The sequence below is a fragment of the Marinobacter sp. AN1 genome, assembly GCF_026013985.1.
Classification (GTDB): domain Bacteria; phylum Pseudomonadota; class Gammaproteobacteria; order Pseudomonadales; family Oleiphilaceae; genus Marinobacter; species Marinobacter segnicrescens.
On sequence record NZ_CP110342.1, the window covers coordinates 494,897 to 514,535 of the forward strand.

The 19,639-nt window shown below is 61.4% G+C and carries 16 protein-coding genes and 2 pseudogenes; 5 read left to right on the forward strand and 13 right to left on the reverse strand.

Annotated elements, in window-relative coordinates; all coding sequences use genetic code 11:
• Window positions 1–91: 91 nt before the first annotated feature.
• Genes LJ360_RS02120 through LJ360_RS02135 form a run of 4 tightly spaced genes read right to left on the reverse strand, consistent with a single transcriptional unit; the run spans window position 92 to window position 3,891 of the window.
• Window positions 92–916, reverse strand: a complete 825-nt coding sequence (locus LJ360_RS02120) for an ABC transporter ATP-binding protein (RefSeq protein WP_091848829.1) — start codon at window positions 914–916, stop codon at window positions 92–94.
• Entirely contained in the window at window positions 913–1,914 is a 1,002-nt protein-coding gene (locus LJ360_RS02125) for a FecCD family ABC transporter permease (protein ID WP_264995105.1), read from the reverse strand. Before LJ360_RS02125 ends, LJ360_RS02120 begins: the two co-directional genes overlap by 4 nt.
• 7 nt (window positions 1,915–1,921) lie before the next feature.
• The gene (locus LJ360_RS02130) at window positions 1,922–2,944 is read right to left on the reverse strand and encodes a FecCD family ABC transporter permease (RefSeq protein ID WP_091848827.1); all 1,023 of its coding nucleotides are present in this window, start codon (window positions 2,942–2,944) and stop codon (window positions 1,922–1,924) included.
• Window positions 2,944–3,891: an ABC transporter substrate-binding protein gene (locus LJ360_RS02135; protein ID WP_091848826.1), complete on the reverse strand. Its 948-nt coding sequence runs from the start codon at window positions 3,889–3,891 to the stop codon at window positions 2,944–2,946. Before LJ360_RS02135 ends, LJ360_RS02130 begins: the two co-directional genes overlap by 1 nt.
• 146 nt (window positions 3,892–4,037) lie before the next feature.
• Between LJ360_RS02135 and LJ360_RS02140 the strand changes: the two genes are divergently transcribed.
• From LJ360_RS02140 to LJ360_RS02150, 3 genes are all read left to right on the forward strand, one after another.
• On the forward strand, window positions 4,038–4,988 hold the full coding sequence (locus tag LJ360_RS02140; protein ID WP_091848825.1) for a LysR family transcriptional regulator: 951 nt from the start codon (window positions 4,038–4,040) through the stop codon (window positions 4,986–4,988).
• 93 nt (window positions 4,989–5,081) lie between these two features.
• The gene (locus LJ360_RS02145; protein ID WP_264995106.1) at window positions 5,082–7,127 is read left to right on the forward strand and encodes a TonB-dependent receptor domain-containing protein; all 2,046 of its coding nucleotides are present in this window, start codon (window positions 5,082–5,084) and stop codon (window positions 7,125–7,127) included.
• A 29-nt stretch (window positions 7,128–7,156) separates the two neighbouring features.
• Window positions 7,157–8,023 carry an ABC transporter substrate-binding protein gene (locus LJ360_RS02150; protein ID WP_264995107.1) on the forward strand — a complete coding sequence of 289 codons (867 nt, stop codon included), beginning with the start codon at window positions 7,157–7,159 and terminating at the stop codon, window positions 8,021–8,023.
• 55 nt (window positions 8,024–8,078) lie between these two features.
• On the opposite strand, the gene LJ360_RS02155 is transcribed toward LJ360_RS02150, so the two are convergent.
• Window positions 8,079–8,825: an SDR family oxidoreductase gene (locus LJ360_RS02155; protein ID WP_264995108.1), complete on the reverse strand. Its 747-nt coding sequence runs from the start codon at window positions 8,823–8,825 to the stop codon at window positions 8,079–8,081.
• Window positions 8,826–9,142: 317 nt separating this feature from the next.
• Here LJ360_RS02155 and LJ360_RS02160 point away from each other — a divergent pair.
• Window positions 9,143–10,641, forward strand: a pseudogene (locus LJ360_RS02160) (putative bifunctional diguanylate cyclase/phosphodiesterase); the annotation flags it as partial.
• Window positions 10,642–10,744: 103 nt separating this feature from the next.
• Entirely contained in the window at window positions 10,745–11,752 is a 1,008-nt protein-coding gene (locus LJ360_RS02165; RefSeq protein ID WP_264995109.1) for an Ldh family oxidoreductase, read from the forward strand.
• A 12-nt stretch (window positions 11,753–11,764) separates the two neighbouring features.
• Here LJ360_RS02165 and LJ360_RS02170 read toward each other — a convergent pair whose 3' ends face one another.
• The 8 genes and pseudogenes from LJ360_RS02170 to LJ360_RS02205 form a co-directional block, all read right to left on the reverse strand.
• Window positions 11,765–12,709, reverse strand: a complete 945-nt coding sequence (locus LJ360_RS02170; protein WP_091848820.1) for a branched-chain amino acid ABC transporter permease — start codon at window positions 12,707–12,709, stop codon at window positions 11,765–11,767.
• Window positions 12,710–12,713: 4 nt separating this feature from the next.
• Window positions 12,714–13,604 carry a branched-chain amino acid ABC transporter permease gene (locus tag LJ360_RS02175; RefSeq protein ID WP_264995982.1) on the reverse strand — a complete coding sequence of 297 codons (891 nt, stop codon included), beginning with the start codon at window positions 13,602–13,604 and terminating at the stop codon, window positions 12,714–12,716.
• 50 nt (window positions 13,605–13,654) lie between these two features.
• Window positions 13,655–14,874: pseudogene (locus tag LJ360_RS02180) on the reverse strand (ABC transporter substrate-binding protein).
• Window positions 14,875–14,942: 68 nt separating this feature from the next.
• Complete coding sequence (locus LJ360_RS02185; protein WP_091848817.1) at window positions 14,943–15,662, reverse strand: ABC transporter ATP-binding protein; 720 nt, start codon at window positions 15,660–15,662, stop codon at window positions 14,943–14,945.
• Window positions 15,652–16,395, reverse strand: coding sequence for an ABC transporter ATP-binding protein (locus LJ360_RS02190; RefSeq protein WP_413774412.1), 744 nt, complete (start codon window positions 16,393–16,395; stop codon window positions 15,652–15,654). The genes LJ360_RS02185 and LJ360_RS02190 overlap by 11 nt, the downstream gene beginning before the upstream one ends.
• 291 nt (window positions 16,396–16,686) lie before the next feature.
• Window positions 16,687–17,448 carry an SDR family oxidoreductase gene (locus LJ360_RS02195; RefSeq protein ID WP_264995111.1) on the reverse strand — a complete coding sequence of 254 codons (762 nt, stop codon included), beginning with the start codon at window positions 17,446–17,448 and terminating at the stop codon, window positions 16,687–16,689.
• A 258-nt stretch (window positions 17,449–17,706) separates the two neighbouring features.
• The gene (locus LJ360_RS02200) at window positions 17,707–18,438 is read right to left on the reverse strand and encodes a transporter substrate-binding domain-containing protein (RefSeq protein WP_264995112.1); all 732 of its coding nucleotides are present in this window, start codon (window positions 18,436–18,438) and stop codon (window positions 17,707–17,709) included.
• 87 nt (window positions 18,439–18,525) lie between these two features.
• On the reverse strand, window positions 18,526–19,629 hold the full coding sequence (locus LJ360_RS02205) for a PilT/PilU family type 4a pilus ATPase (RefSeq protein WP_264995113.1): 1,104 nt from the start codon (window positions 19,627–19,629) through the stop codon (window positions 18,526–18,528).
• Window positions 19,630–19,639: the final 10 nt, after the last annotated feature.

Here is a 19,639-nt window from a genome sequence, read left to right on the forward strand (position 1 = left end):
TCCGGAGAAATAAATGTGGCCGCATTTATAACTCCGGGCGATTACAGCTTGATGACAAGCCCGGACGACCGCCTTCCGTAATTATCCGTTTTTATAATGACTTGCGAAGGTTTACCAGCACCGGGGTGCCGTCCGCCGGGTCCTGCAGGATGTCGCAGTGGACCCCATACAGGTGGTGGATCAGGGCCGGGTCGAGGATGTCAGAGGGCGCACCCCGGGCCAGGATTTGACCATCGGCCATGGCCACCAGGTGATCGGCGTAGCGACAGGCGCTCACCAGGTCGTGGACCACCATGGCAATGGTCTTGCCCTGGCCGGCGAGTTGGCGGATCAGTTCGAAAACTTCGATCTGGTGGCCCAGGTCCAGGGCCGAGGTGGGTTCGTCCAGCAACAGCAACGGTGTTTGCTGGGCGATACTCATGGCAATCCAGGCTCGCTGGCGTTGCCCGCCGGAGAGGGTATCCAGCGGACGGTCGGCCAGGTCGTCCAGATCTGCTGCAGCCAGTGCCTGGTCAAGGATCGCCTGGTCCTGTTCCGTCCATCGCCTGAGAAAGCCCTGGTGGGGCTGGCGGCCGAAGCGGATCAGGTCAGTAACAGTGAGGCCCTCCGGCGCGGTGTTGTCCTGGGGTAACAGGGCCAGTTGGCGCGCCACCTCCCGGCTGGGCAGGGTGTGGATATCCCTGCCATCCAGCAGCACCGCACCCCCGGCGGGAGCGTGCACCCGGGCGAGGCCGTTGAGCAGGGTGGACTTGCCGCAACCGTTGGGGCCGACGATGGCGGTGACCTTTCCCGGTGGCAGTTCCAGGTCCAGGGCATCGATCACCGGGTGGCGTCCGTGGGCAAGGGATAGCGCCTGTACTGCCAGGCCTGGCTGCTCGGAATGGTCGTTAGCCGGGAGGGCATGGGGCTGGCTCATGTCAGGCTCCGTGAGGACGGTTTTACAAGTATCAAGATCAGGTAGGGTGCGCCCACGATAGCGGTAATCAGGCCTACAGGCAGTTCCAGGGGCGCCAGCAGCAACCTGCCGGCCAGGTCAGCGGTGACCATGAAACCGGCACCGGCCAGGGCCGAGGCGGTCAGCGGCACCCTGCCGGGACGGGACAGGGCCCGGGCCAGCTCCGGTGCCAGCAGGGCTATCATACCCACCGGGCCGGCTACGGCCACTGCCAGCCCGGTGAGCAGCACCGCACAGGCCAGGCTCAGGGTGCGCACCCGCTTCAGTTGCGTGCCCAGGTTAATGGCTACCGGGTCAGAGAACTGTAGGGTATTCAGCGACGGGCCCAGCAACAGGGCCGCAATCCAGCCCGTTACCAGGCCAACAGCGAGCACAGATACCGCTGTCGCCGATCGGGCGTTCAGGCTACCCACGGTCCAGGGGAAGGCGGCGTTGGCCGCATCAATGGCCACCCGGCTGAGCATCACCTGGGTAGTGGCGCCCGCAATGGCGCCGATACCAAGACCGGCGATAATAAACCGATAACCCCGGGTGCCGTTGGCCCCCGCCAGGCCAAAGGCCAGTGCGGTAGCGGTTGCTGCCCCGCCAAGGGCCATGGCGGAAGGGGCGAGGCTGATACCGGTGCCCACCACGGAAGCAACGGCGAATGCAGTGGCGGCGTTATCAATGCCGATAATGCCGGGGGTGGCCAGCCGGTTGCGGGCCACGGTCTGCATCAGGCAGCCGGCCAGGGCAAACGCGGCGCCGGTCAGGGCACCGGCAAGCACCCGTGGCAGGCGCAGTTCCTGAACCACGAACCGGTGCATGGCGTTGCCTTGTCCGAGCAATGCATCCCACAGACCGTCCAGGGGAACGCTGACCGTTCCCAGCGCCAGGGCCATGGCCATGGCCAGTGAAAGAGTGGCGGCCAGGACCAGGTTGGCAGCAATGTTCCGGTGCTGTATCAGCAGTTCTGACATAACAGCCTCACAGGGTGGGTATGCGCCCGGAGCGCACGATGATCAGCAGTACCGGGGCGCCCAGCATGGCGGTAATGACCCCGAGGGGGAGCTCCGCCGGCGCACCGATGACCCGGGCCAGGGTATCGGCCACCAGGATCATGCCCGGGCCAATGGGCAGGCACAGCCTCAGGGTTTTGCGAATATCCGGCCCGGCCAAGGCGCGGGCAATGAACGGTACCACCAGCCCGGCAAAGACCAGCGGTCCTGCCAGGGCGGTGGCCCCTCCCACCAGTAATGCCACTGAAACGACGACCAGCGCGCGGATCCGCCCGGGGCGGTGCCCCAGCCCCATGGCGGCACGCTCGCCCAGTGACAGGGCCGCCAGCGGCGATGCCACGATCACGACGAGAACACCCGCTAGCGCCATGGACGGCAGAACGGCAACCAGGTCGGCTAACGAGGTGCCGGCGATACTGCCGGTAATCCAGAAGCGGATTTCGTCGGCGGCCCGCTGGTCGGCCAGCATCATCACTGAGGTCAGTGATAACAGCAGGCCGGTTACCGTGGCCCCGGCCAGCACCAGGCGCACCGGGTCAGCTGCCAGCCCGCGGGACCGGGTAGCCAGCATCACCAGGGAGCACCCGGCCAGGGCGCCGGCCTGGGCAACAAGGGTGGTCATGGTGGCGGAACTGGCCCCTAGCAAAATGGCGAGGGTGACCGCAAAGGCGCTTCCGCCACTGACCCCAAGCAGCCCTGGCTCAGCCAGCGGATTCCGGGTCAGGGCCTGTAGCAGGGCGCCGGCCACTGCCAGGGCCAGGCCGGTTGCCATCGCCGTGGCCATCCTGGGCAGTCGGAGTTCCATGACCACGAAGCGGGCTTCGTCACCGCCGCTCCCCGTGAGTACCTGCCAGGCTTCCAGCGGGCCAACTGGGCCGGCGCCCCACAACAGGCTGGCCATTGCCGCGGCAAGAGCGAAAAAAACCGCCACAGGCAGTGGCGGCACAAGGGCACGGGATTCAGGCGTGCGCTGACAGGCGTAATCGGTCATCAGGGTTGCTGCGACAGCGCGTTCTCTATGTCATCAAGAATGGCCAGGGCGGCCAGCGGGCCGGACGCACTGGTCCATAGGTGGCCGTCCACCGGTACCACCCGGTCATCGCTGTGGGCCTTCAGGCGCTTGAAGGCGGGTGACTGGCGGGCGGCGTCCAGGGCTTCGCGACCGTCGTCATTAATGGTGGCCAGGAAGATCCACTCCTGGTCCATGAGCGACAGGTTTTCCTGGCTCAGGGGCTGGCTGTGGGGGCGACCTTCCTTGACGATATCACCATCCTCGACCTCGAACCCTGCCGAGGCCAGCACGGTGGCGGAGAAGAGGTTTTCTGACATCACCAGCGGACCCTGGGGCATCCAGCGGACCAGGGCGGTATCGCGCTGTTGCTCCGGTATGCTGCCGGTCACCTTTTTGCGGACTTCTTTCGCACGTTGCCCAACCCGGGCAATGACGTCGTTAGCCTGGCCCTCCCGGCCAAGGGCTCGGGCGAAGCCGGCCAATTCCTGCTTCCAGGTGTCCTGCCGGAACATTGGCACATCCAGCACGATGGTGGGTGCCATCTGCGACAGCAGTTCGTACTGGTCCCTGCTGGTCTGTCGGGTGGCCAGGATCAGGTCCGGCTGCAAGGCCAGGACGGCTTCCAGGTTGGTCTCCCCCGGTGCACCCACGATTGCGATATCGCCGGCCGCTTCCCGGATATAGCCCGCCACATGCTGGCCGCCCCGGGTAATGATGGCACCCACGGGCTGCACGCCAACGGCAATGGCCGAGTCCAGCGCGCCTTCGTAGAGGGTTACCACGCGCTCCGGCTGGCCTTCAACAATGACGTCTCCGTAGAGGGTTTCGATGGTGCGGGTCTCGGCCAGGGCGTTCTGGCTGATCGCCAGCATGGCCAGGCCAGCCGCCAGCCCCTGACGGACGCGATGAATAAGGGATGTCTGCATGGTTTCTCCGTAGTGGCCACGACGGGTGGCCTGCGATGCGCTCAAGAGTATATAGCAAGCAACTCTTTTAATGATAATGATTCACATTAAATATTGAAAGGTGCTAGATTGGCACGACCTGTTGCACAAAATGGAACGATTGCGAAATGTACGACCTCAGGGAACTGGAGGCTTTCGCCTCTGTTGTCCGCACCGGCAGCCTGACCGCCAGTTGTCGGGAGCTTGACCTGCCCAAGTCGACGCTCAGTCGCCGCATCCGCCAGCTCGAGGAAGCGGTCGGTCAGCCGCTGCTGCTTCGCCAGTCCCGGCGAATCTACCCCAATGACGCCGGCCGGCTGTTCTACCGGTACAGCCACGAGATCCTGGCACTGGTATCCCAGGGGCATGAGGCGCTGGACGAGCTGAGGGAAGGGGTGACCGGCGTGCTGGAGCTACGCTGCCATGAAGCCTTCGTGCGGGGATGGTTCGCCGGGGTTGTGGACAGGTTTATGGGAGAGCATGAGGGCCTGGAGGTCAGTATCCGGACCCAGCAGCAACCACCGGAGGCGATGACGGACGCTGTGTGTGTCTGGCTGGGTTCGGTACCGGAAGGTAATTTCCGCTGTGACGTGCTCGGGCACCTGACGCAGGGTGTCTATGGGAGTCCGTCTTACTTCACCAGCCGGGGTTGCCCTCAATCGCCGTCCGAGCTGGACCAGCACACCTGGATTGATATGTTGGGGGGCGATGAGCAGGGCGTCGAGTTGAATCATCCGGTCAATGGTCCCTGGACAATACGTTGCCGGACAGGTCGGTTCAGCGTGGACCAGTATTGTGTGCAGGGCGATGCCATTGCTGCAGGCAGAGGCGTCGGGCTGATGCCCCACTGGCTTGCGGATCGTCGGCTGGACGCGCACCCGCGTCAGTTCGAACTGTGCATGCCCGAATGGCATGGGCCGGTCCTGCCGGTATCATTGCTTTACCCCCACGGCATCCTGCCCCGCCGTAGCCGGATGTTTATCCAGCACCTGAGGGCGTCGGTTCCACCGGAATGGCGCCTGGCCAGCGGAACCTCCCGGATCGTTCCGGAATCCGGAACATATCATTCCGCGCAATAAATATTGCCTTTGTGTTAATGTCCGTCGCAAATGATATTTATTCGCATTAAATGCGAGTTTTTTGCTGCACTCTTGAACACAAAGGAGAATTACATGCGTCGTCCCGTGACCCTCCTGGCGTCCTCAGTTGCCCTGGCAACCTGGGGTTCGCCGTTGCTGGCCCAGTCCTCACCCCTGGAACTTGGGGAAATCGTTGTTACTGCTTCTGGCTTTGAGCAGAACATTTCCGACGCGCCGGCCAGTATTTCGGTGATTCCCGGAGAGGAACTGCGTAAGCGGTCCTATTCGGATATCACCGATGCGGTAAAGAACATTCCAGGTGTTTTCGTGAACGGTGGCGGCAATGCGCAGGATATAACCATCCGGGGCATGACCGAGGGCTACACACTCTACCTGGTGGACGGTCGCCCGGTTTCTGCAGGCCGCAACATCAACACCAATGGCCAGGACGGGGGGAAGCAGATCGCGTTGCCACCGGTATCCGCTATCGAGCGCATTGAGGTGATTCGTGGCCCCATGTCGTCCCTCTACGGATCAGAGGCCATGGGCGGTGTCATCAACATCATCACCAAAAAGGCGACGGACGATTGGAGTGGGTCTATCACTACCGAATACACCAAGTCCCTGAATGATATAAACGAGGATGCCCGGCAGGTCAGCCTGTACAGCAGCGGCGGATTGATTCCGGGATTGCTCGGACTCCAGGTGAATGGCTCCTGGCAGGGAACCGATGAAAGTCACTACATCGGTGGTGACGACAACGCAGAAAGTACGCCGGACAGCGACCGGCGCCAGGGCGGCGCCACGCTGATTTTCACGCCGGATGACAACAACGAAATCGAGCTGGGCTATAACCGGGCGGAACTGGAGTTCACCCATAACCCGGGCGTGAGTATCGCAGAGGCGGATAGCAGCGGTAACCCCAACGAGGCCAGTACCTATGAATACCAGAAGGAGGTGTATGTGCTGGGTCACCGTGGAACCTACGGTAACCTGACCCTGGACAGTTACCTGCAGAGGGATGAGTCCGAGCGTGTGCAGGATCTGGAGAAAAAGGAGGAAATCACCACGCTCAACAGCCAGGGTACCTGGCTGATGGGCCGCCACATCGTCACCTTTGGCGGCCAGTACAAATACGAAGACCTGACCGATGAAACCAACGGTCTGCTGGGAACGGGTATTCCAACCGCCACCCGCAGCGTTGACCGCTGGATTGCCGCCCTGTTCGCCGAGGTGGAGTGGGGTGTGCTGGATGACCTGAGCATTACCACCGGCGTTCGCTATAACGACGACGAGCTCTTTGGTGGGCACTGGACGCCCCGGGTCTACGCGAACTATCGGCTGACACCGGAGTGGACCTTCAAGGGCGGCGTTTCCACAGGCTACAAGCAGCCCAGCCTGCCGGAGGCTACGGAAGGCTTTGGGCGGGGCACCGGGGGCGGTGGTTCACCTGCGCCGCACCCCCGGGCACTGATTATTGGCAACGAGGACCTGGAGCCGGAAACCAGCGTCAGCTATGAAGCCGGCTTTGTGTTTAACAGCCTGGCGACTGACCTTGATGCCAGCGCCATGGTGTTCTACACCGAGTTCGACGACAAGATCGCAGAGGACCGTTTCTGTAACCCGGGCGGTGATCGTGACGATCCGTCCACTTGGCAGTGCCCCTACCAGGGCAACAACTATCTTTTCCTGAGCACCCGGGACAACATCGACAAAGCGTCCATGCAGGGGGTCGAACTGTCCCTTGACTACGGCATTACGCCAACCCTGACGTTCAGTTCCAGCTATACCTACACAGACTCAGAGCAGAAGTCGGGTGACTTCGAGGGTGAGCCCCTTAACAAGATTCCCAAACACATGGCGAACGCCGGACTGGACTGGCAGACGACCGAGCGCCTGAACCTCTGGCTGGACGGGAACTACCGGGGCGAAACTTCGGATTACCTGAGCCGGACCAGCATGGCCGACGGCACCCCCGACTACACCTTCGTCGATGTGGGCATGGTCTACGCCCTTAACGACAGCGCCCGGGTAAAGGCTGGCCTGTACAACGTGGCGGACAAGGAAGTGACCAATGACACCTATGGCGTCGTACTGGACGGGCGGCGTATTAATGTCGGCCTGACCGTCGACTTCTGACTGGAAAATATGGATTGGAGAGCATGGATATGACCATCAAATCATTTGTTGCGGCTGCCCTGGGCACCGCCTTTCTCACGGGCTGCGCCTCGTTGAGCCAGGAACCCGTCGGGCCGGATGTGATCAGCTTTGACCACGGCGCCACCGATACCCTGGTGGCCCTGGGGTTCGACGAAAAAATCGTGGCGATTCCGCAAACCGGGTTGCCCGAGTACCTGAGCGGGCTTTCGGCCGGTCGACCGGATGCGGGTAACCTCAAAACCCCGGACCTGGCTGTGGTACGTGAGTTGGCTCCGGATATGGTATTGGTCACTGGCCGCCAGGCGGAGAGCCTGGAGGAGTTGCAGGCCATCACCCAGGTACAGGATGTTTCCCTGCTGGGGGATGACTACCGCGAAGCAGTTCAGATCCGGGTGCTTGGGCTGGCGACCCTTTATGGCCAACTGGATGAAGCCGGTGAGAAGCTGGATCAGTTGTGGCGGTTCGTGGAAGAACAGCGGGATGGGCTGGCCGGTAGTGACCCCGTCGCTGTTGTAACCCACAACCAGGGCAAGTTCTCCCTGCGGGACGAGCCGGTGGTGTTCCAGTTGCTGAACCTGGAAGCGCCCCGGGTTCCCGAAGGCGTGGAGAGTGTGACCCGGGGTACGCGGGTATTCACACCGGTCACGCCGGCAAACCTTGCAACCATGGCGCCGTCTCATCTGTTCGTGGTCGACCGCAGTGCGGCTATTGGGGACGAGCCGCTGGACGTCGACCAGCTGCGCCGTGACCTGGACGCTGCTGGTGGCGGGACGATCGACGTGACCGTGCTGTCACCGGAGCTGTGGTACCTCTCCGGTGGCGGGCTGCAGAGTGTGCGATTGCAGGTGGAGGAAGTCGTCGACGCGCTCCGATAGCCGCTGTGACTGGCCGGGACCGTAACGCCCGGTCAGTCAGTTTGTTCTCCCGGTATTACATGGTCCTGGCAAACAGCCGGAACGGCATGGCCTTTAGCAGGTAGCTCAACGGTGTCCATGGCCACCAGGGCACGTACGCCCGGCGCTTCTCACTGTCGATGGCCTTGACCAGTGCCCGCACACCAGTCTCCAGGTCCACCCGGAAGGGGGCGTTCTTCACGTCCCGGTTGATATCGGTAAGGATGTAACCGGGCAGTATGTTGGTGACATTGATGGGCGTGCCCAGGGTGTCCAGTTGCAGTCCCTCTGCCAGGGACGCCACGGCAGCCTTGGTGGCCGCATAGACATTGAACGGTCCACGGAAACCCCGCACGCCACTGACCGACGACATCAGCACCAGGTGCCCACTGTTCTGTTCACGGAAGATTTCCATGGCCGCTTCGCACTGAGCGATGGCGGCAACAAAGTTGGTCTCCGCCGCCTGCCGGTTAGAGGCGAAATCACCATGGCCGATGGCGGCCTTGCTGCCCATACCCGCGTTCACGATTACCCGGTCCAGGGTGCCCAGCTCATCCCGGAATTCCCGGAATACGTCAAATACCCGGTCGTAATCGCAGACATCCAGTGGGCGCACGGTTACCTGTATGCCCGGGTGCTTTTCCAGTAACTCGGCCTGCAACTGCTCCAGCCTGTCTGTCCGGCGGGCGCACAGGGCCAGGTTGCAGCCCTGTGCCGCCCAGGCCCTCGCCATGCCCTCACCCAGGCCGGTGCTGGCGCCGGTAATCAGAATGTTCTTGCGCATTGAAACCTTCCTTTATCAAAGACCTGTCACGTGAATGACATGCAGCTTGCGTAGTCTTGCCACTCGGCGTCAATGTTCCAACGCCGGAACGGGATTATGGCCATTGGAGGGTGTGTTGTGTTTTCTCCAGCCTGGTTTTCAGTGAGACAAGAGTCATGGCCCCAATCCAGCCGCCGCCTACGAACCATGTTCGCTACGCTACCATTCTTCTGGGTGTCCTGATTGTCGGCTTTATCTGGTCGTCGTTCCTTTATCAGGTGCTCAGTCTTCGCCAGGACCCTGCCTACATTGAGCTGACTACCCGTGATATACCGGGAATCGTTGCACCGTTGCAGGCGTTGCAGTTCCGTCAGCTGATTCTCAATTTGCTTATGACCCTGCTGGTCACCGCCATCACCTTCTGGCTCAAGCGATCCCTGAGCAGTCAACAGGCGGCGTTCCAGGCCCTGCAGGCCTCCCAGAAAGCCAATGCGGAACTGATCGAACGGCTGGAAACCGAGCATGCCCGCAGCAGCCGGGCAGCGGCCATCGACCACCTCAGCGGCCTGCTTAACCGGCGCCAGTTTATCGATCTGGCGAACAGCCTGCTGACGGAGCAACGGCGTCAACGGAGGCTGAGTGCACTGATCTTTATCGACCTGGACCGTTTCAAGGCTATCAACGACTCACTGGGTCACCAGGTCGGGGACCAGTTGCTGCAGGCCGTGGCCGGCAGGATACAGCGGTCACTGGGCAAGGAAGACCTGGCCGCCCGGTTCGGCGGCGACGAGTTCGTGGTCATGCTGGCGGGGGATCAGACGGAGGGTTCCATAGAAAGCTGGGTCGTCGGCCTCAGCCAGAAGCTGTCCTCCACCTACGAGCTGGATGGCGTGGAGATCAACAACAGTCCCAGTATTGGTATCGCAATCTGTCCGAGGGATGGCCAGTCCCTGGAAGACCTGATCCAGGGCGCTGACGCAGCCATGTATTCGGCCAAGCAGGCCGGACGGGGCCAATACCGTTTCTTTGATCAGTCCCTGAACCGCAAGGACGTGGAAAGCTTTCTGTTGGAGCAGTCCTTTGCTGACGGACTCGGCAACCGGGAGTTCGTTCTCCACTACCAGCCCCAGGTGGACCTGGAAACCATGCGGGTGACCAGCGTGGAAGCCCTGGTCCGGTGGCAGCACCCGGAGTTTGGCCTGCTGTATCCGGACCGGTTTATTGGCCTGGCGGAAAGCAGCGGGTTTGTGATACCGCTGGGGCTGGAGGTGATTCGCCTGGCTTGCGAACAAGTGGGCCAGTGGCGGAAAGCAGGCCTGGAGCCGGTGCCAGTGGCTGTGAATGTATCGCCCCATCAGCTGGCCGGCCGGAATTCCCGGGGCAGGTCGCGGAGATCCTGGAAGCCTGCCAGGTCTCGCCCGGTATGCTGGAGATGGAAATCACCGAAACCGCCATGCTGGACAAACAAGCGGTCGTCCATCTGCACGAGCTCAGCAAGGCCGGTATTCGCCTGGCGCTGGACGATTTCGGTACCGGATACGCGGGGTTTGCCCACCTGGAAGCCGTACCGGTGGACAAGCTGAAGATTGACCGCAGCCTGATCTCCACGATCTGCAACAGCCACGACGACAGCCCGATCGTGTCATCCACCATTATCCTGGCCAAGCGCATGGCGCTGAAAGTGGTGGCGGAGGGTGTGGAGACGCGGGACCAGGTGGTGCATCTCAAGGTTGCGGGATGCGACATGGTACAGGGTTACCACCTTGGTCGCCCCATGCCTGCGGAAGATCTGCCGGGGTTCCTTGAACATTTCCACCGGCTGGAGTCGGTTGCCTGAGCGGCGCGGGTCTCGGGTTCTTCTAATCGCCATATCAGGGTTTTGACAGAGACCAGTAATCAACGCATGGTTAACGGATCCCGGAATCTGCAGGAGTCAGGCCATGTCCCAGGAACGCATTCCCTTTGATGAACTGGTGTCCTTGCTGACCCAGGTCTTTCGCCGACACGGCACCTCTGAAACCGCTGCCGATGTGCTTGCCCGAAATTGCGCCAGCGCCCAGCGGGACGGCTCAGACAGCCACGGTGTTTTCCGGATGCCGGGCTATCTGTCGACACTGGCTAGCGGTTGGGTGGATGGCCATGCACAGCCGGTTGTCGAGGATTGTGCGCCGGGGTTTGTCGCGGTGGACGCTGGCAATGGCTTTGCCCAGCCCGCCCTTGAGGCGGGACGGGAGCTGTTGCTGGAAAAGGTGCGGCAAAACGGCATCGCGCTGATGGCGATCCGTAACTCCCACCATTTTGCGGCGCTCTGGCCCGACGTGGAACCCTTCGCCCGGCAGGGCCTGGTGGCGCTGGCACTGGTCAACAGCATGGCCTGTGTGGTGCCTGCCGGTGGCCGCAAGCCGTTGTTCGGCACCAACCCCATCAGCTTCGCCGCCCCCCGCACCGGCCATGACCCGCTGGTGTTCGACCTGGCTACCAGTGCCATTGCCCACGGCGATGTGCAGATTGCGGCGAAGGAGGGTAAGACCCTGCCTGAAGGCTACGGGGTGGACGCCGACGGTCAGCCTACCTGCGACCCCGAAAAGATCCTTGATGGGGGCGCCCTGCTACCGTTCGGTGGCTACAAGGGTTCAGCCCTGTCCATGATGGTGGAACTGATGGCAGCCGCGCTCACCGGGGGCAACTTTTCCTTCGAGTTCGACTGGTCTGGTCACCCTGGTGCCAAAACCCCCTGGACAGGGGAGTTGCTGATCGTTATTGATCCGGCCCGTGGTGCAGGCAGCAACTTTGCCGACAGGACGGAGACCCTGGTACAGGCAATGGTAGGTGCGGGTCAGACGCGCCAGCCCGGAGACCGGCGTTACCGGCAGCGGGCCGAGTCACAACGACTGGGTGTGGCCATCACCGCTGCTGACCTGGCGTACCTGAAAGGGTTGCTCGACTGAGGAGGAGGCTCCTCAGTCATTGTCAGCGGAAGCCCGGGCTGCCTTGCGTTGCTCCACAAAATGGTGGATCTCACCAATAATGCCCCTGCGGAACACCAGCACCACCACCACGAAAATGGTCCCCAGTATCACCTGGACCCAGGAGCCGAAGGAGCCCAGCTCATGGGTGAGGGTAGCGACGGTGATGGCGCCAAGCACCGGTCCGAATACCGTGCCCATCCCGCCTACCAGGGTCATCAGAACCACCTCGCCGGAGGTCTGCCAATGGGCCGACGTCAGCGAGGCAAACTGGAACACCAGTGCCTTGGTGGAACCTGCCAGGCCTGCCATGGTGGCCGACAGCACGAAGGCCAGCAGCTTGAAGCGGTCCACGTCGTAGCCCAGGGAGAGGGCGCGGGACTCGTTCTCCCGGATGGCCTGCAGTACCTCACCGAAGGGCGAATGGATGGCCCGATAGATAATGCCGAAACCGACCAGGAAGATGGCGAACACCAGGTAATACATGGTTATCTCGTTCCCCAGGTCGATAAACCCGAGCAGCTCGCCCCGGGGAATGCCCTGCAGTCCGTTCTCGCCACCCGTGAAGGGCAGCTGCAGGCACAGGAAGTAGATGATCTGGGCGAGGGCCAGGGTGACCATGGCGAAGTAGATGCCCTGGCGGCGGATCGCCAGGAAGCCGAAAACGGTTCCGATCAGGAAGGCAAAGCCGGTACCGGCGAGAATACCCAGCAAGGGCGGGAATCCCCATACCTTCAGGGCATGACCGGCGATATAGGCAGCACCACCGAAGAAGGCCGCATGTCCGAACGACAGCAGCCCGGCATAGCCCAGCAGCAGGTTAAAGGCGCAGGCGAACAGGGCGAAGCACAGCAGGTCCATGACGAACACCGGGTAGGCCAGGAAGGGCGCAACCAGGCCCGCGACCAGCATGATGGCAAACAGGACTTTATTCATCATGGGGTTACTTCTCCTTGCCAAACAGACCGGCCGGGCGGAACAGCAGCACCAGCACCATCAGGAAGAAAATCACGGTATTGGCCGCCGGCGGGTAGAACACCTTGGTCAGGCCCTCCACCAGACCCAGGGCCAGGCCGGAGAGTATGGCCCCCATAATCGAGCCCATACCGCCGATCACCACCACCGCGAACACCACGATGATCAGGTCAGCGCCCATCAGTGGGCTGACCGAGTAGATGGGTGCCGCCAGCACCCCTGCCAGCCCTGCCAGGGCGGCGCCAAAGCCAAACGTCAGCGTTACCATCAGCGGCACGTTGAGGCCGAAGGCCTGGGTCAGTTGCGGGTTTTCCACGCCCGCCCGCAAGCGTGAGCCGAGGCGGGTATGTTCAATCACATACCAGGTGGCAAAGCACACCACCAGGGAAAAGACGATGGCGAACATGCGGTAGGTGGGGAAGAACATGAACCCCAGGTTGAGCACGCCGCCCAGCACTTCCGGCTGGCCCGGATAGGGAGTGCCGGAAACATTGAAATAATTCGCGAAAAGCCCTTGCATAATCAGGGTGATACCAAAGGTCAGCAGCAGCCCGTAGATATGGTCAAGGTCGGCCAGGCGTTTGAGCATGGTGCGCTCGATGATAATGCCCAATAGGCCGACCACCAGGGGCGCCACGATCAGCGACCCCCAGAAGCCGATCTGCAGGCTGATGCCGAACCATTGTTCCAGGTAGGAATAACCGATCAGTGCGATGAACGCCCCCAGCATGTACATGGCGCCGTGGGCGAAGTTGATGATATTCAGCAGCCCGAATATCACCGCCAGGCCAAGGCTCAGCATGGCGTAGAACACACCTACGTTCAGCCCAAGCAGTGCCTGGGCCAGGATGACCTGCATCGACACGTCGGTTATCCCCTTTTCTTGTTATTGGCGAATGATGCGTAAGGTTATTTGTTAACCAGGCTGCACTTGGTGTCTTCCATGGAAATGTAGGCCTGGTCTGCCGGAATGCGGGAAACCACGTTCAGCAAGTCCCATTCGCTTTCGGACTCGTCCGGTGACTTCACCTCCACCAGGTACATGTCGTGCAGCATGGAGCCGTTGGGTGCAATCTTGCCGCCCTTCACGAAGAAGTCGTTCAGTTCCATCTCACCCAGTTTTGCCCGAACGGCGTCGCTGTCGTCGGAGCCAACCTCATCCACGGCTTTCAGGTAGTTGCTGACGGCGGAGTAGACCCCGGCCTGCACCATGGTGGGCATGGCGCCGTGGCGCTCGTAGAAGCGGTTAGACCATTCCAGGGCCTCTTCGTCCTGGTTCCATACGAAGGCGGTGGTGAACTGCAGGCCCTGGGCAATGTCCAGGCCCATGCTGTGCACGTCGGTGATAAACACCAGCATGCCGGCCAGCTTCTGCCCGCCCTGTACGATCTGGAACTGATTGGCCTGTTTGATGGCATTTACCGTGTCCTGGCCCGCGTTGGCCAGGCCAATCACCTGGGCGCCGGACGACTGTGCCTGTAACAGGTAGGACGAGAAGTCATTGGTGGACAACGGGTGCTGGATGCTCCCGACGACTTCCCCGCCCAGATTCTCCACCACGGCGCCGTGTTGTCCCGCAGGGAATGGCCGAAGGCATAGTCCGCGGTCAGGAAGAACCATTTCTCGCCGCCGTTCTTGACCATGGCGGTGGCTGTACCCACCGGCAGGGCGTGGGTGTCATAGACATAGTGGATGCCGTAGGGGGTGCACTGTTCCTCGGTGAGGGCAGTCGTGCCGGCGCCGGTGTTCAGGGTGATTACCTTGCGCTCGGCCGCCAGCCCCTGCACTGCCAGGGCGACGGAGGAGTTATCCAGTGCGGTGAGCATGTCCACGTTGTCTGCATCAATCCACTCGCGCGCCGTGCTCGCGGCAATATCCGCCTTGTTCTGGTGGTCTGCGGAGACGATCTCGATGGGTTTGCCCATGATGGAACCGCCGAAATCCTCGACAGCCATTTCCGCCGCGATGACCGCGCCGGGACCTTCCAGTGTCTTGTAGACACCGGACATGTCACTGAGGACGCCGATCTTCAGCACATCGTCGGACAGCTCCGCGCTGGCGGCCATGGGTAGTGAAACCGCAGCGGCAGCCGCTACGGTGGTGATACCTGTCTTCCAGTTCTTGAGCATGTTGTTTCCCCTTCTTGTTGTATTTGGTGGGGAGGTGTCCCGGGCGGGACACCGGTCCTCACCCTTGATCAGACACTCAGGTGCCTGTTCAACTGGTCCTGTTTGGCTTCCAGCTCCTCGGCGGCGATCTGCTCGACCACGCGACCGTGCTCGATGACGTAGTGGCGGTCCGCGAGGGGCGCGGCAAAGCGGAAATTCTGCTCCACCAGGATGATGGTAAAACCCTTGGCCCGCAGCTTGCGGATGACATCGTCCAGGGCCTTCAGGATGACCGGCGCCAGCCCCTCGGTGATCTCGTCCAGTAATAGCAGGGTGGCCCCGGTGCGCAGGATGCGGGCGATAGCCAGCATCTGCTGTTCGCCCCCGGAGAGCTTGGAGCCCTGGCTTTTACGACGTTCCTCCAGGTTGGGGAACATCTGGTAGATCTCGTCGACGGACAGGCCGCCCTCGGCAATCACCGGTGGCAGAACAAGGTTTTCGTCCACATTGAGGGAGGCGTAGATACCCCGCTCCTCGGGGCAGTAACCGAGTTTGCCGACCCGGGCAATCTGGTGGGTGGGCAGGTTGATCAGTTCAGTACCATTGACCCGGATGGACCCGGTGCGTTTGCCCACCAGCCCGAGAATGGCCTTGAGGGTGGTGCTGCGGCCGGAGCCGTTGCGTCCCAGCAAGGTAATGACTTCACCCTCGTGCACGGTCAGGTCCAGGCCGTGGAGGATGTGGGACTCGCCATACCAGGCGTGGAGGTTCTCGATCTTGAGCAGTTCGCGGGCGTTCTCAGGCGGCATCGGTGGTCCCCATATAGGCTTCCATCACGGCAGGGTTGGTGGAGACGGTGTCGTAATCCCCTTCGGCCAGCACCCGGCCCCGGTTGAGCACGGTGATACGGTCCGCCAGGGTAGAGACCACGTTGAGGTTGTGCTCGACCATCACGATGGTGCGGTCCTTGACCACCTCCCGGATCAGGTCGGTAACGGTGTGTACATCCTCTGCGCTCATGCCCTGGGTAGGCTCGTCCAGCAGCATTAGTCGGGGCTTCAGGGCGATGGTGGTGGCGATCTCCAGCGCCCGTTTACGTCCATAGGCCAGCTCCACGGCCTTGGTGTCGCCGAACGCACCCAGGTCCACCTGCTCCAGCAGGTGCTGGGCCTCCTCATTGAGCTGGTCAAGCACCCTGATAGAGCGCCAGAATTTATAGGAAATGCCCAGCTTGCGCTGGAGGGCGATGCGGACGTTCTCCCGGGCAGACAGGTGCGGGAACACTGCCGAGATCTGGAACGAGCGGATAAGGCCATGCTGGGCAATGTCCGCCGGGCGATGGTTGGTAATGTCATCGCCGTCGTAGAGGATCTTGCCCGAGGTCGGCTTGAGGAACTTGGTCAGCAGATTGAAGAACGTTGTCTTGCCCGCACCGTTGGGACCGATCAGGGCATGGATGTGCCCGGTCTGCACCTTGACATTGACGTCCTCGATCGCCTTGAAACCCCTGAAGTCCTTGGTCAGGCCCCGGGTTTCCAGAATCACGGATGAGGTAGGCTGGTTTTCGCTCACGGATCGTCACCCTGTCTCGCCCGCCGGTGTGACGACGGGTTCTTGTTATTATCTGGCCACTGCTTTGAATCACTGCAGTTTGTGACGGCCGGCCTTGAACCTGTTCTAGTAAAGATGGAACCTGACTGGGTTGTCAAGTTGATGACCTGAAGTTTTCATTCAGCGCAAAAGTGTCTTTTGAGGTGTCAGCGGGGCAGGAAGGTGCAGGGTGCGGGGGCCACCGCCAGGGGCTGGCCCTGGCGGCGGACGTGTTCCGGAAACTTACTTGTAGGCGCGATTGAGCTTCTTCATGCCGCCGATCCAGCGGTCATAGTTCTCCGCCTTGTTGCGGAAGTAGTTCAGTACCTGCGGGTGGGGCAGTACCAGGAAGGTCTCTTCCTCGATGGCCTTGAGGCAGGCATCGGCCACCGGCTCCGGCTCCAGCATGCCATCAATGCTGGCAACACCTTCCTCGTGGCCCTTGGTCATGGCTGACCGTACCGCCTGGGGACAGAGTACCGATACCTTGATGCCGTCATCGCCGTAGGTGAACGCCAGCCATTCGGCCAGTGCCACGGCCGCGTGCTTGGTGACCGCGTAGGGTGCGGATCCGACCTGGGAGAGCAGGCCGGCGGCGGAGGCGGTATTCAGGAAATAACCGAAACCACGCTGTTTCATCCTCGGTGCCAGATGGCGGGCGGCAAAGACGTGGGACATGACGTTTACATCCCAGATCTTCTGCCAGTCATCGTTGGAGGCTTCCGGGCCACCCGGTACCATGATGCCGGCGTTGGAGCAGAACAGGTCAATGGGGCCGTGCTCCGTTTCCACCTCATCGATCAGGGCCTTGATCTCCTCTTCCGAGGCGACGTTGACCTTCCGGGCCACGCCGTTGATCTCTGCCGCGGTGGCTTCCGCGCCCTGTTGGTCCAGGTCGGCACAGACGACAGTCTTTGCGCCGGCCTTCGCGAAACGAAGGGCGAGGGCCTTGCCAATGCCGCCGGCGGCGCCGGTGACGACCACGATGCGATTCTGAATATCCATAGTGCTCTCCTTTTATTGTGATAAGCGTTCTTGTCCGGGAGGTGCCCCGTGTTTATTGACTGCACGCCGTTATGAACAGCGGTCGATGTTACCACCTGCCTGCTGGAATCGTCCCGTTCTGTGTTTACCTGGAGAGCCTGGTTGTCAGAACTTGACTCGATTTTGGGGCTTTGCAGAAAACGATGATGGAGGCGATGAGTGGGTTGCCGGGCCCGGGAGCCGGGTTCATCAACCGGGGGGGCTTCCCGATTTCTGGCATCAGGGGTGACTGAACGGCAAATAATAGTCGCCGGCTACCTCCTCGTAGCGACCCTGCCCGTGCAGTCGGCGCAGCTTTTCCGAGATGGTTCTGATCGCGGTGCGGTTTTGTTCGGTGTTGTGGCAGTTCAGTCGGTCGAAGTCCTCCAGAAGCGGCTGGTCTGCGGCGTAGGCCAGCTGGTTGGTAAAGGGCTGTATATCCGGCAGGGCGGCCACGATGGCATCAAGTCGGCCAAGTTCGAGCATTTCGACGAGTTGCGCCTCTGTGCGCACCCAATCTATGACCATTCCCTGTTCCATGAAGGGTTTCAGGTAAACGTCGTGGCCTATAATACCGCCGATCGTCTTACCGAATGTGTCAGGAATAGAGGTCATGATGGCCGTGCCAGGCTCCGTGAAGAGATAAAAACGGAACGTCCCCAAGGGGTAGGTGTAAATGACCTTATCTACGCCAAGCCTGCTTTGCAGGATACCGGTGAACGAGTAAATGCAGTCAACCTCACCCAGCTCGAATTCCCGTAGCGCCCGTCGGTAGGGCAGAAATTTCTGGTCCAGCGCGATTCCTGAACCCTCTAACGCCAGCGCCATGACTTGCTGGTAGATACCGGAATTGTCGGCGGTCAGCAAATGCTGGATTCTGGGTACCGCGACACTCAGGGTCTGGGCAAGCGCCTGCGAAGGCGTCCATGCGCCCAAGGCAATAATGATCAGCCAGATCCTGAGTTTCGACAACGATGTGGCCTCCCGGAAAATACAGCATTCAGCTTAGGGACATTAACACTTTATTACCATAGATTATGCAGGGTCTTTCCGGAGGCGTCAGGACGGGTCAATACTGAACTGATCGTTGCCGGAGTCCAGGCCGCCCTGTTCGAGGCGGATCCTGACCTCCAGATTATGGCGGGAGTCCGCGTTGGCGAGGGCTTCCTCGCGGCTAATCCGGCCCTGGCGGTAGAGTTCCAGGATGGCGTGGTCGAACGTTTGCATGCCCTGTTCCGGGCTCTTCTCCATGATTTCGCCGATGCCCTCCAGTTCACCCTTGTTGATCAGTTCCCGGATGTAGGGGCTGGCAAGCATCACTTCCACTGCCGCGGCCCGTTTGCCGTCAAGGGTCTTGAGCAGACGCTGCGATACGACGGCTTGCAGGTGCATGCTCAGGTCCATCAGCAGCTCCCGGTGGGCGTGCTCCGGGAAGAAATTGACGATGCGACGCATGGTCTGGTTGACGTTACTGGCGTGCAGTGTAGCCAGGCACAGGTGGCCAGTTTCGGCGTAGGTGAGGGCGTGCTTCATGGTTTCCCGGTCACGGATCTCGCCGATCATGATCACGTCCGGTGCTTCCCGCATGGCTCGGCGCAGGGCTTCACCGTAGGACAGGGTGTCGGTACCGACTTCCCGCTGGTTCACCACGCTTTGCTTATGGTGATGGGTGTACTCGATCGGGTCCTCGATGGTCAGGATGTGCCCTGAGCGGTGGGTGTTACGGTAGTCGATCATGGATGCCAGGGTCGTGGACTTGCCTGAACCCGTGGCGCCCACGACCAGTATCAGCCCACGAGGTTGCATGATCAGCTGCTCCAGCACCCGGGGCAGCCCCAGGGATTCGATGGACGGGATATTCGTCTTCAGGTGGCGCACGACCATCGCTACCTCACCCCGCTGCCAGAAGACGTTGAGCCGAAAGCGGCCCACCTGGCTGATACCGACAGCCATATCCAGCTCCAGGTTCTTTTCGAATTCCGCCCGCTGGCGGTCACTCATAACCGAGTAGGCCAGCTCCTTGACGGAACCGGCAGGCAGGGGCTTCTGGGTGACGGGGCCGGTTTTGCCTTCGATCTTCATCATCACCGGCGCACCGGTGGACAGGTAAAGGTCCGAGGCGCCCTTGTCGGCCATGACTTTCAGGTAGGCTGGTAATTCCATACAAATGTCC